This window comes from Xanthomonas sp. NCPPB 3570 (assembly GCF_056725115.1).
Genome location: NZ_CM161513.1, coordinates 2,878,051 through 2,889,423, shown reverse-complemented (window position 1 = coordinate 2,889,423; position 11,373 = coordinate 2,878,051). Strand labels below are relative to the sequence as shown.

The following is an 11,373-nucleotide window of genomic DNA, read 5'->3' as shown; positions in this document are numbered from 1 at the left end:
TCAACCCGTGCGGTCGCGGGCGCGTGGATGGGCTGTTTTGGCCGGGGTGCGGCAATCCGTCGCAGCGGGCGTGACGGCGACGTGAGGCCGCGCGGCTACAACGAGAGCTTGGAGCGCTTCGGCAACTGCGCCTTCAGGAACGACATCTGGTCGGCCAGGATGTTGCGATTGGACAGGATCAGATGCTCGATCCAGCTCGGCCGGTAAGGCACCGCCAGCAGCGGCATCGATGCCTGCTGCGGGGTGCGATTGCCCTTGCGCGAATTGCAGTGGAAGCACGCGGTGACCACGTTCTCCCAGATGTCGCGGCCGCCCTTGGACACCGGCAGTACGTGGTCGCGGGTCAGTTGCGGGCGGCTGAACTGCTGGCCGCAGTACAGGCACAGCTGGGCGTCGCGGGCGAACAGCGCGGTATTGGTCAGGGTCGGGGTGGGGTCGAGCGCACGCGCATGCGCGTGGCCGCGCGCGGCGATGATCGGATGCAGCTCCAGCACGCTGCGCTCGCCGCTGGCGCGGCTGATGCCGCCATGGATGTGCATGCACGGCTCGCCGAGGGTCCAGGCGACCGCGCCACGCGCATACAGACAGGCAGCGTCCTGCCAGTTGATCCAGTCCAGCACGCGGCCATGCGCGTCCAGCGACAGCAGCCGGACCGAAGGCAGGTGGGAAGGGGACGCCGCAGGCGACGGGACCGCGGCCGAGGCGCCGCAGGCCCCGGTATCGATCAGACCAAGCGTTGTTGTGTCTGTCTCCATCGGGAAGACAGCTTATACCCGATTGGTGACGGTTTGTGTATCGGCGGTGGCGGGCATTGCAGCCCCGGCACGGCGTGCGTGCCGGGGGCTGCGTCGGGACCTGGATGTGCGACTCAGAATTGCGCGTCGGCCAGCGCCATCAGCGGCTCGGCGCCGCTGTCGATGGCCGCGGCGTGGGTCAGCGTGCGCGGCAGCAGGCGCGCATAGTAGAAGCGCGCGGTCTCGCGCTTTGACTGCTTGAACGCCTCGCCATGGGCCGAGGCCTCGGCCGCGGCGACGCTGCGCGCCCACCAGTAGGCCAGCACCACGTAGCCGGAATAGAACACGTAGTCGTAGCTGGCCGCGCCCAGTTCCTCGGGATTGCCGGCGGCGCGCTGCAGGATGCGCTTGGTCAGCGCCGCCCACTCGGCGGCCTTCTCGCGCAGCGGGGCGACGAATTCGGCCACTGCCGGGTTGTCGGCGTGTTCGGTCAGGAAGGCCTCGATCTGCGCCAGGAACAGCTTCAACCCGGCGCCCTGGCTGGACGCGGTCTTGCGCCCGATCAGGTCCAGCGCCTGGATGCCGGTGGTGCCTTCGTACAGGGTGGTGATGCGCGCGTCGCGGGCCAACTGCTCCATGCCGTGCTCGTGGATGTAGCCGTGGCCGCCGAAGCACTGCAGCGCGTGGTAGGTGTTCTCCACCGCCCACTCGGTCTGGCAGGCCTTGGAGATCGGGGTGAGGAAGCTGACCAGCACGTCGGCCTGCTCGCGCTCGGTCGGATCCTGCGCGCTGTGCGCGATGTCGATCAGGGTGGCGGCGTGCAGCGCCAGCAGGCGGCTGCCTTCGGTCAGCGCCTTCACCGTCAGCAGCATGCGGCGCACGTCCGGATGCACCAGGATCGGGTCGGCGGGTTTCTCCGGCAGCTTGGCGCCGCTGAGCGAACGCGACTGCAGGCGCTCGCGGGCGTAGCGCAGCGCGTTCTGGTAAGCGCGCTCGGACAGGCCGATGCCCTGCAGGCCGACGCCGAGGCGTGCGGTGTTCATCATGGTGAACATGGCCTGCAGGCCCTTGTGCGGCTGCCCGACCAGGTAACCCTGGGCGCCGTCGAAGTTCATCACGCAGGTGGATGAGCCGTGGATGCCCATCTTGTGTTCCAGCGAGCCGCAGCGCAGCGCGTTGCGCTCGCCGACGCTGCCGTCGCGGGCGACCTTGAACTTCGGCACCACCAGCAGCGAGATGCCCTTGGCGCCGGCCGGCGCGTCCGGCAGCCGCGCCAGCACCAGGTGCACGATGTTGTCGGTGAAGTCGTGCTCGCCGGCGGTGATGAAGATCTTGGTGCCGCTGACCGACCAGCTGCCATCGGCGTTGGGTTCGGCGCGGGTCTTGAGCAGCCCCAGGTCGGTGCCGCAATGCGGCTCGGTCAGGCACATGGTGCCGGTCCAGCGGCCGTCCACCAGCGGCTTCAGGAACACCTCCTGCTGCCAGGCCTCGCCGTGCTGCTTGAGCGCCTCGACTGCGCCGTGCGACAGCAGCGGGAAGTTGCCCCAGGCCAGGTTGGCGGCGTTGACCATCTCGTTGAGCGGCACGCCCAGGGTGTGCGGCAGGCCCTGGCCGCCGAACTCGGCGGCGGCGGTCAGCCCGGTCCAGCCGCCCTCGGCGAACTGCTGGTAGGCCTCGCGGAAGCCGGGGGCGGTGGTGACCGCGCCGGTGGCCTTGTCCAGGGTGCAGCCGTGCTCGTCGCCGACCCGATTCAGCGGCGCCAGCACGTTGCCGGTGAAGCGCGCCGCTTCCTCCAGCACCGCGTCGATCAGTTCGGCATTGGCGTCGGCATGGCCGAGGCGGGCGAACAGCGCCTCCACCTGCAGCACGTCGTGCAGCGCGAAGCGGAGATCGGTCAACGGGGCTTGATAGGTGCTCATGCGATCGCTCGTGGCTAGGGCCGCGGCGCGGCCGAGGGCGTCAGGATACTATGGCGTATGGAGTGTGCGCAGCCGCGGCGACGGCGTGGTTGCGTGGGGCCGTTCAGTCGAGCAGGCGGTGGCGCACGGCGTAGCGCACCAGTTCGGCGGTATTGCGCATGCCCAGCTTGTTTAGCACGCGGAAGCGGTGGTTCTCGGCGGTCTTGACGCTGATCTGCAGCACCCGCGCGATTTCCTTGGTGGTGCGGCCTTCCACGATCAGGTGGAACACCTCGCGCTCGCGCGCGGTCAGGCTGCGGTAGGGGTCGGGTGGCAGCGCCTGCGGCTGCTGCATCTGCGTCACCAACGCCTGCGCCGCCTGCGGCGAGAAGTGGCCGCGGCCGGCGTGCAGGTTGCGCACGGCGGCGATCAGGTCGGCGCTGGCGCTGTCCTTGAGCAGGTAGCCGGAGGCACCGGCGCGCACCGCGTGCAGCACGTACTCGTGTTCCTCGTGCATGGTCAGCACCAGGATCCGCGCCAGCGGCACGATCTCGCCCAGCCGCCGCACCACGTCGATGCCGTTGAGCCGCGGCATGGAGATGTCCACGATCGCCACGTCCGGGCGGGTCGCCTCGGCCTTGGCCAGCGCCTCGATGCCGTCGGCGGCCTGCGCCACCACCTGGATGCCGGCCACGGCGTCGAGCACGGCGACCAGGCTTTCGCGCACCAGGGTGTGGTCGTCGGCGATGAGGACACGGATCGGGGCGTTCATGCCGGTGTGCGTCGGTGGTGGTTGCCGGGGCGGGCGGCAGCTTGTTGCGGCGCTGCCGATCGCGTTGCCTGCAGGGCCATGCGCTTGCCGGCATGGGGGAGGGCGATGACGTTCAATCGGCCTCCAGCGGGACCCGGATCTGCACGCAGCAGCCCTCGCCCGGCGACGATTGCAGGCGCAGGCTGCCGCCGCTCAGGCGCAGGCGTTCGCGCAGGCCGCTCAGGCCGCTGCCACCGGCCGCCAGCGCCTGCTGCGGATCGAAGCCGCGGCCGTCGTCGAGCACCTGCAGGTGCGCCCAGCCGTCGCGGGCGACCAACCGCAACAGCACCGACTGCGCAGCCGCGTGCTTCAGCGCATTGGTCAGCGCCTCCTGCGCGCTGCGGAACAGCAGGGTCTGCAGCGCTTCGTCCAGCGCCGGCAGCGGGCCGATCTCGACCGCGACCGGGATGGCGCCGGCGGCGGACTGGCTGCGGCCCAGCCAGCCCAGCGCGGCCTCCAGCCCCAGGTCGTCGAGGATCGGTGGGCGCAGCAGCCGCGACATCTGTCGGGTGTCTTCCAGTGCCTGCGTGCACAACTGGATGGCCTCCTCCAGCGGTGTGCGCAGCGCCGCGTCGGCGCTGCCGAGCGCCGCGCCCAGTTGCGCCAGCCGGTGCTTGAGCACGGTGAGGTTCTGGCCGACGCCGTCGTGCAGCTCGCGCGCCAGGCGCCGGCGTTCGTCCTCCTGGACCTTGACCACGGCGCGACCGAGGCGGCGGAACTCGCGCTCGTTGGCTTCCAGGCGCTGCAGCAGCAGGCGATAGCGGTCGGCGGCGGCTGCGTCGGTCATGGCGTGGTGCCCGCGCGTGCGACAGACGAACCGTCGGCGGCCTGCGCCGCGGCGCGGCGGGCGCGTTGCGCGGCGGCGTGGTCGCCGAGCGCTTCCAGCCGTTGCGCGGCCTGTGCGTGCAGCGTCGCGGCGAACAGCGGGCTGCCGCGCAGCAGCAGAGCCTGCGCCTGCGCATAGCGCGCCGCCACCTGGTCGGCCGCACCGTAGCGCAGCGCCTGCTGCAGATAGCGCAGGCGCAGCCCGGCGTTGCCCAGGCGGGCGACGTCGCCCTCCAGCGCGGCGAGCGCGGGTTCGTCGTGCGCCGCACGCACCTGGACCTGCAGTTGCAGCAGGCGCATGCCGCTTGCGCGCGCCAGCGCCTCGGCCTGGCGCAGCGACGCGGCGGCTGCAGCGGCATTGCCGTCGCGCTCGTCCAGTTGCGCCTGCAGCAGCGCGGCACCGGCGCGCTGTTCGCTGGACACCGAGGCGGGCGCTTGCCGCTGCACCTGCTGCAGCGCCAGCCGTGCCTGCGCCGGGTCGTCCAGCGCCAGCCACACCTGCGCGCGCAACAGGGCGATGTCGGTCTGGCCGCGCTGGTCGCGGCTCTGCTGGAACAGCCGCTGCGCCTGGTCCAGTTCGGTGAGTGCCACCGTGCGCTGCCCCTGCCAGAACGCCAGTTCGGCCAGGTTGCGCCGGCTCACCGCCACTTCCTCGAGCATCTGGTGGCGTTCGGCCTCGCGCAGGGCCTGGGTCAGCAAGCTCTGCGCCTGCGCCCAGTGGCCGCGCGCGGTGGCGAGCAGGCCGAGGTTCTGCGCGGTGCGTACGCGGCCGGTGGCGTCGTTGAGGTCGGCGTAGGCGCGTGCGGCCTGTTCCCAGAACGCCTGGGCGCTGTCCAAGTCGCCCAACTGGAAGTGCGCGAAGCCGATGTTGTTGAGCGTCTCGGCGACGCCGTGCGCATCGCCGAGCGCGCGCCACGCCGACAGCGCACCGCGGAATGCCTGCAGCGCCTGCGGATAATCGCCGCGCTCCTCGGCCAGCAGGCCGAGTTCGTTGGCGGCGGCGGCCTGGCCATCGCGGTCGCCCAGCTCGGCGTACAGGGCCTGCGCTTGCTGCAGCTTCTGTTCGGCCTCGGCGAAGGCGCCACCGATGCTCAGCGTGCCGGCCAGGTTGCGCAGGCTGGTGGCGACGCCACGGCGATTGCCGACTTGCCGGCGCAGCTCCACGGCGCGCAGATACTGCGCCTGCGCCTGCTGCGCCAGGCCGAGACGGCCGTAGCCCACGCCCAGCGCGTTCACCGTTTCCGCTTCGCCATAGAGGTCGCGCCCGCGGCGGAACAGCAGTTGCGCACGCAGCAGGTCCTCGTCCACCGCGGTGGCGGCGTTGCCGCTGAGGATCGCCAGCTTGCCCAACGCCAGCCACAACCGCGGGTCGTCGGGATCGCGCTGCGCCAGCGGGCGCAGGCGGTCGCGCGCCGCGTCCAGGTGGCCGGCCTGCGCCTGGACGCGTGCGACCTGCAGTTGCACCACGCTGTCGTCGGGCCGGGCCGTGGCCAGCGCCTGCCAGGCGCGGTCGGCGGCGGCGAGATCGTCTTCGGCCTCCAGGCGCAGCGCCGCCAGCAGCGCCAGCGTGCGCGGCCGTGCCGGCGCCACGGGCGCGCGCGTATCCAGCGCCTCGCGCGCCTTCTGTTCTTCGCCGATGGCCTGCGCCGCGACCACCTCGGCCAGGCGCAATGGTGCCGATTGCGGCGCCTGTGCGCTGGCCGCGGCGAACTGCTGCAGCGCCTGCGCGCTGTCATCGCGCTGCCGCGCCGCCAGGCCGCGCGCATAGGCCTGCAGTGCGGCGGGCGCAGGCAGGTCGTCGGGCAGGGCAGCGCCCTCGGCGAGCAGTGCCCTGGATGCGATCGGCAGCCAGGCGGCGTAGGCCGCGGCCGGATCGGCGGCGGTCGGTCCGTCGATGTGCTGCGCCGCGCCGCTGGGCGGATGCAGCAGCGCCTGCAGGCGCCAGCCGGCGCCCCGGCGTTGCAGGCTCGGCTGCAGCACGCGCTGCGCCGAGGCGAGCCGACGCAGCGCCTTGACGTCCAGCGGCGCCTGACCGGTGGGGTCGTACTGGCGCAGCGCCTGGCGGGTGCGTTCGTCGTCGACCACGGTCAGCGTTTCGCCCAGGCTGCCGCGCAGCCAAGCACCCAGCGCCAGGCGTTGTTCGGCGCTGGCCGGGTCGCCGGCCAGCGGCAGCACCAGCAGGCGCGGCAACGGCTCCACGGCCGCCAGCGGCGGCGCACTCGTGCGTTGCGCCTGCCATTGCCAGGCGCCGGCGCCGAGCAGGGCGGCGCCGGCCAGGGTCGCGGCCAAGCCCAGGCCGACCCGGCGCCAGCGTCGGCGGTCGCGCGGCAGTTGCCGGCGCTCGATCGCCACGATTACCTCGCCAGCACTCTGCAGCCGATCGCGCGGCTGCGGGCGCAGCAACCGCTGCAGCAGCCGCACCAGCCAGGCCGGCACGTCCGCGCGCAGCCGGTCCACCGGCGGCGGCTCGCGCAGCATGCGCTGGGCCAGGGTCTCGGACAGGGTGCCGCCGGCGAACGGCACCTGCCCGGCGAGCATCTCGTACAGGATCAGGCCCAGCGCGTAGAGGTCGCTGCGCGGGTCGAGCGCATCGCCGCGCGCCTGTTCCGGCGACAGGTAGGCGGGCGTGCCGATGACATTGCCCAGGGTCGCGCCGAGGCCGCTGCTGGCCATCGAACAGGCCACGCCGAAGTCGCTGATCAGCGCATCGCCGTCGCGCTGCAGCAGGATGTTGGCCGGCTTGAGGTCGCGGTGCACGACGCCGCGCGCATGCGCCGCCTGCAGGCCGCGGGCGATGCCGCCGGCGATGCGCAGGGCGGTGTCGACATCCAGCCGTTCCTCGCGCTGCAGCCGCGCTTCCAGCGATTTGCCGTCCACGTAGTCCATGCTGATCAGCCAGCGCCCGGCGTGCTCGGCCAGGTCGTGGATGCGCACTACGTGCGGGCTGGACACCTGCCGTGCCAGCAGCAGTTCCTGGCGGAAGCGGGCGAAGGCCTGCGGCCGCTGCGCCAGCTCCGGGCGCAGCAGCTTCACCGCCACGTCGATGCCCAGCGCCTGGTCGTGGGCCAGGTACACCAGGCCCATGCCGCCGATGCCGAGCAGGCGTTCGATGCGGAAGCGGCCGGCCAGCACCTCGCCCGGGCTCAAATTTTCCTGCGCATACAGGCCGGTGGCGGTGGCCGCGTCGCTCATGCCGGCCCGACCTCGGCGCCGCTGTCGCGCAGCGCCTGGCGTGCGGCGATCCACAGCGCGGCACGCTCGCAGAAGGCCTCGAGCAACTGCATGTCCAGCGCGCCGATGGCGCTGCCGGCGCGGCGGCTGTCGGCATAGATCGCGCCGAGCACGCGCGTGCCGTCGCGCAGTGGCAGGCACAGCATGGTGCGCAGGCCGGCGGCGCAGACCGAGGCACGCTCGGCCAGCCAGGGCACGCCGCCGACGTCGTGGGCCACGGTGGCCCGGCCGTCGCGCAGGGCCCGTTGCAGCGCCCCCTCGCTGCCGGCGAGGCCGCGCTGCAGCGGCATCGGCCCGGTGCCGTGGCTGGCGGCGATGCGCGGGCCCTGCGGTTCGGCCAGGACCAGCATGCCACGCTCGGCCTGGGCCAGTTCGACCACCGCGTCCAGGCTGGCGCCGAGCAGGTCGTCGAGTCCACCGACCTGGGCCAGCCCCTGGGTGAGCGCGGTGGCGCGATCGCAGCGGGCGCGCTGGCGGCGCTCGGCCTGTTCCGCATCGGCCGCGCTGAGCGGGGCGAACTCGGCGTAGATGTCGCCGAAGCGCAGCCAGGTCGCCGTCTCCAGCGCGATCGGTGCGGCCACGCGCACCCCGTCGCGGAAGCTGCCGTTCTTGCTGCCCAAGTCGTGCAACTGCCAGTGGCCATCGGCCTGCGGCTGCAGCCGCGCATGCCAGCGCGATACCGAGGGATGTTCCAGCGCCAGCGCGTTGTCCGCCGCGCGGCCGATCGCCAGCGTCTGCCCGGCGGCGAGCAGCAGCGTCGGCGCCGGCGCGTCGGGCAGGTAGGCGGTCAGGCGCGCGGGCATCGCGGGATGTCCTTCGTGGCGGCGTGCGTGACCGGTCCCGCAACGCTCAAGGCGCGTAGAGGCGTTGGTAGTCGATGGAGAAGCGCAGGGTCGCCGCGCCGGCCAGCAGTTCACCGGCGGGGTTGCCCTCGCTCATGCCGGCGTTCCAGGTCTGCGCGATGCCCTGGCCGGCGCGTGCCGACACCTGCTCGCGGAACCCGTCCAGCGCCACCGTGGCGGCGGTGTAGTCGGCATTGGCCAGGGCGCTCTGCACGCTGTTCAGCATGCTCGCCAGCGGGGTCGCCTCATTGGCGGGCAACTGCGCCACCAGCGCCTGCAGGCGGCTCAGCTTGGCGGCCACCACCGTGGCGGTCGGGCGCAGGTCGTGGATCACGATGAACTGCGAGAAGCCGCCGGTGGTGCCGCGGGCGCGCACGCTGCCGGGCGCGATCTCGTCGGTGATGTCGCGGAAATCGCCTCCCAGCGGCGCCTTGACCAGCCGTAGGGTGCTGTCGGCGGTGTAGGCCAGCGCATGCGTATGCAGTTCCACATGCACGACCCGGCGGAACGACAGGCCACCGTTCGGCGGCGGCGTCACCGTGATCAGCAGCGGCAACTGCGCTGGCACCTGGCCGGCTTGCGTGCTGGGCAGTCGCGGCAGCAAGGCAGTGACCTGGGCCGGGGTCAGCAACTCTGCGCTCAGGCCCAGGCTACCCGGGTTGAGATCGCTGGCGCTGTCGAATTCCAGCGTCACCTCGGCCAGTGGGTGCGGACCGGCGCCGATCGCCGCCGTCGCCACATTGCCGCTCACCTCCACCTGCACCGGCAGCGGTTGCGCGGCGAGCCCGCCGGACGCCGCAACGGCGCAGAACAGCAGGCAAACCCTTGCGAACATCGTGTGCATCTGAAACCCCCTGTTGCATGTGCCGACACCGCGCACCGCACCCGCGTTCCGCCCGGCGACGCGGCGAGGCAGCGGCTTACGCCTGGATCATACCGATCCGTACGGGCGATGCACGCGGCCCTGGGTGTTTCCACTCACGACCGCTAGGGGCGATCCCGGATAGGCGCCGCCGGGCCGTCGCGTCAGGCTGCAGTCACCGGCCCGTCCCGGGCCCACTCACCGGAGATTCCAGATGCCCATCCGTCGTCCCGCTCTCGCCATCGGCATTTGCGCCGTCCTCGCCAGCGGTATCCTGGCCGGCGGCAAGGCCGAAGCCGCCGCGCATCTGGACAGCCTGCTGGAGTCCAAGCTGGCCAATGCGCCGCTGACCGACGAGTTGCAGATCGTCATCACCTACAAGCAATCCAAGCCGGTGTCGGCGGCGCAGCTGACCGCGCTGCAGGCGCTGGGCATCACCCGCGGCGTCAGCATGCAGACCCTGCCGATCGCCGGCGCGCTGGCCACGCCCGAAGAGATCCTGGCGCTGGCCGAGCGCGACGACGTCGCCTCGATCTACTACAACGCGCCGCTGCGCTACTTCAACCAGGACGCGCGCGAGGCGACCGGTGTCGACCGCGCGCAGAGCAATCCGGGCGACTTCGGGCGCACCGTGCCGTACACCGGTCGCGGCGTCGGCGTGCTGATCAACGACTCGGGCATCGACGCCACCCACCGCGACCTGGCCTACGGCGACCGGGTGGTGCAGAACGTGCTGGCCAACACCAACCTGCACAATCTGAATTCGATGCTGCCGGTCACCTACGTGGAAGGCGTGCCGAACACCGACGCCGGCTCCGGCCATGGCACCCACTGCGCCGGCACGGTCGGCGGCAGCGGCGCGCAGTCCGGCGGCAAGTACCGCGGCGTGGCCACCGGTGCCAGCCTGGTCGGCTACGGTTCCAGCGGCGTGCTGCTGATCCTGGACGCGGTCGGCGGCCTGGACTATGCGGCTTCGCACCAGAACAGCTTCAAGGATCCGATCCGCGTCGTCAGCAACTCCTGGGGCACGTCCGGCAAGTTCGACCCCGCCGACCCGGTCAACGTGGCCACCTACGAGCTGTACAAGCGCGGCATCGTCAGCGTGTTCGCCGCCGGCAACGACGGTCCCAAGGAAGACACCCACAACCCGTACGCACAGGCGCCGTGGGTGATCTCGGTCGCCGCCGGCAACGTCGACGGCACGCTGGCCGACTTCTCCTCGCGCGGCAAGGCCGGCGAGCGCGATACCTTCACCACCGCCGACGGCAAGAGCTGGACCCACATCAACGAGCCCAGCATCACCGCGCCGGGCGTGGACATCATCTCCACCCGCGCCTCCACCGGTCTGCTGCCGCCGCTGGCGGCACAGACCGACGAAAAGCTGATCGCGCCGGCGCAGCTGCCGTTCTACACCACCATGAGCGGCACCTCGATGGCCACGCCGCATGTGGCGGGTGTGGTGGCGCTGGTGCTGGAGGCCAATCCGAACCTGACCCCGGACCAGGTCAAGGACCTGATCGAGCGCACGGCCACGCCGATGGCGGGGCGCGCCTCCTGGGAAGTCGGCGCCGGCTACCTCAACGCCTACTCGGCGCTGCGCGAAGCCAGCAAGAAGTGACCGGATCGGGCGGACGCCAGCGTCCGCCCGATCCGCCGCAAGCGCAGTCGACCGCCGTGTCGGTGCTTGCGATGCAGTCCGGACGTCGCCGTTCTTCGACGAAATGACACGCCGTCCGATCGACTGATGTCGTTGACGTTTTCGCGGTTGCCTGCGATCACGCCGTCGCCGTTCGGCGCCGTGGTCGGCAGCCACCGCGATCCCCCGTGCTGGACGTGCGGGGTTCCACCGCTCCCCGGAATGGCGTCCGGGAATCGGAACGGGCCCCGCACGTCCCGCATCCCGTTCGGCCGCACCGCGCGCCGAATGCGCCGGACCCGGCACGCCGCTGCCGCTGCCGCACCCTGTCGTTGCCGCATGTCGGCGCCTTCTGCCTGCAATGCACTCTGTTGCCGTTCCAGCCGCGGTGTTCGCTGGATCGGGTGGCATGCCCCGGCGCCGACTGTCGCGCGCGGCGACAGGAGAGCGCACCCTCCATCCGGTGGTGGTTGCATGCGTCGCGGCTGAGTGTTTCCACCCGGCCGGCCTGGGTGCGATACCGGATTGGCCGCG

8 protein-coding genes are annotated in these 11,373 nt (G+C 72.0%); 1 reads left to right on the top strand and 7 read right to left on the bottom strand.

Going from position 1 to position 11,373, the window contains the following annotated elements; translation table 11 throughout:
• Nucleotides 1–95 precede the first annotated feature (95 nt).
• The 7 genes from AC1PLR_RS12605 to AC1PLR_RS12575 form a co-directional block, all read right to left on the bottom strand.
• Complete coding sequence (locus AC1PLR_RS12605) at nt 96–755, bottom strand: HNH endonuclease (protein ID WP_029562070.1); 660 nt, start codon at nt 753–755, stop codon at nt 96–98.
• Nucleotides 756–868: 113 nt separating this feature from the next.
• Nucleotides 869–2,653, bottom strand: coding sequence for an acyl-CoA dehydrogenase C-terminal domain-containing protein (locus tag AC1PLR_RS12600; RefSeq protein WP_481101210.1), 1,785 nt, complete (start codon nt 2,651–2,653; stop codon nt 869–871).
• 103 nt (nt 2,654–2,756) lie between these two features.
• Nucleotides 2,757–3,404 (bottom strand): response regulator, encoded by a 648-nt coding sequence (locus AC1PLR_RS12595; protein WP_010342837.1) that lies wholly within the window; start codon nt 3,402–3,404, stop codon nt 2,757–2,759.
• A 112-nt stretch (nt 3,405–3,516) separates the two neighbouring features.
• A complete protein-coding gene (locus AC1PLR_RS12590) occupies nt 3,517–4,230 on the bottom strand; it encodes a sensor histidine kinase (RefSeq protein ID WP_481101209.1) in 714 nt (237 codons plus the stop codon).
• Nucleotides 4,227–7,460 carry a protein kinase domain-containing protein gene (locus AC1PLR_RS12585; protein WP_481101208.1) on the bottom strand — a complete coding sequence of 1,078 codons (3,234 nt, stop codon included), beginning with the start codon at nt 7,458–7,460 and terminating at the stop codon, nt 4,227–4,229. The genes AC1PLR_RS12590 and AC1PLR_RS12585 overlap by 4 nt, the downstream gene beginning before the upstream one ends.
• Entirely contained in the window at nt 7,457–8,302 is an 846-nt protein-coding gene (locus AC1PLR_RS12580; RefSeq protein WP_481101207.1) for an FHA domain-containing protein, read from the bottom strand. The genes AC1PLR_RS12585 and AC1PLR_RS12580 overlap by 4 nt, the downstream gene beginning before the upstream one ends.
• Before the next feature lie 46 nt (nt 8,303–8,348).
• Nucleotides 8,349–9,185, bottom strand: coding sequence for a DUF6689 family protein (locus tag AC1PLR_RS12575; RefSeq protein ID WP_481101206.1), 837 nt, complete (start codon nt 9,183–9,185; stop codon nt 8,349–8,351).
• A 232-nt stretch (nt 9,186–9,417) separates the two neighbouring features.
• Here AC1PLR_RS12575 and AC1PLR_RS12570 point away from each other — a divergent pair, with 232 nt between their 5' ends.
• Nucleotides 9,418–10,821: a S8 family serine peptidase gene (locus AC1PLR_RS12570; RefSeq protein ID WP_481101205.1), complete on the top strand. Its 1,404-nt coding sequence runs from the start codon at nt 9,418–9,420 to the stop codon at nt 10,819–10,821.
• Nucleotides 10,822–11,373: the final 552 nt, after the last annotated feature.

What these genes read in the sequence shown, in the direction of transcription:
- AC1PLR_RS12575 (WP_481101206.1), bottom strand. Translation starts at nt 9,185, where the DNA reads ATGCACACGATGTTCGCAAGGGTTTGCCTGCTGTTCTGCGCCGTTGCG.
- AC1PLR_RS12590 (WP_481101209.1), bottom strand. Translation starts at nt 4,230, where the DNA reads ATGACCGACGCAGCCGCCGCCGACCGCTATCGCCTGCTGCTGCAGCGC.
- AC1PLR_RS12580 (WP_481101207.1), bottom strand. Translation starts at nt 8,302, where the DNA reads ATGCCCGCGCGCCTGACCGCCTACCTGCCCGACGCGCCGGCGCCGACG.
- AC1PLR_RS12605 (WP_029562070.1), bottom strand. Translation starts at nt 755, where the DNA reads ATGGAGACAGACACAACAACGCTTGGTCTGATCGATACCGGGGCCTGC.
- AC1PLR_RS12600 (WP_481101210.1), bottom strand. Translation starts at nt 2,653, where the DNA reads ATGAGCACCTATCAAGCCCCGTTGACCGATCTCCGCTTCGCGCTGCAC.
- AC1PLR_RS12585 (WP_481101208.1), bottom strand. Translation starts at nt 7,460, where the DNA reads ATGAGCGACGCGGCCACCGCCACCGGCCTGTATGCGCAGGAAAATTTG.
- AC1PLR_RS12595 (WP_010342837.1), bottom strand. Translation starts at nt 3,404, where the DNA reads ATGAACGCCCCGATCCGTGTCCTCATCGCCGACGACCACACCCTGGTG.
- AC1PLR_RS12570 (WP_481101205.1), top strand. Translation starts at nt 9,418, where the DNA reads ATGCCCATCCGTCGTCCCGCTCTCGCCATCGGCATTTGCGCCGTCCTC.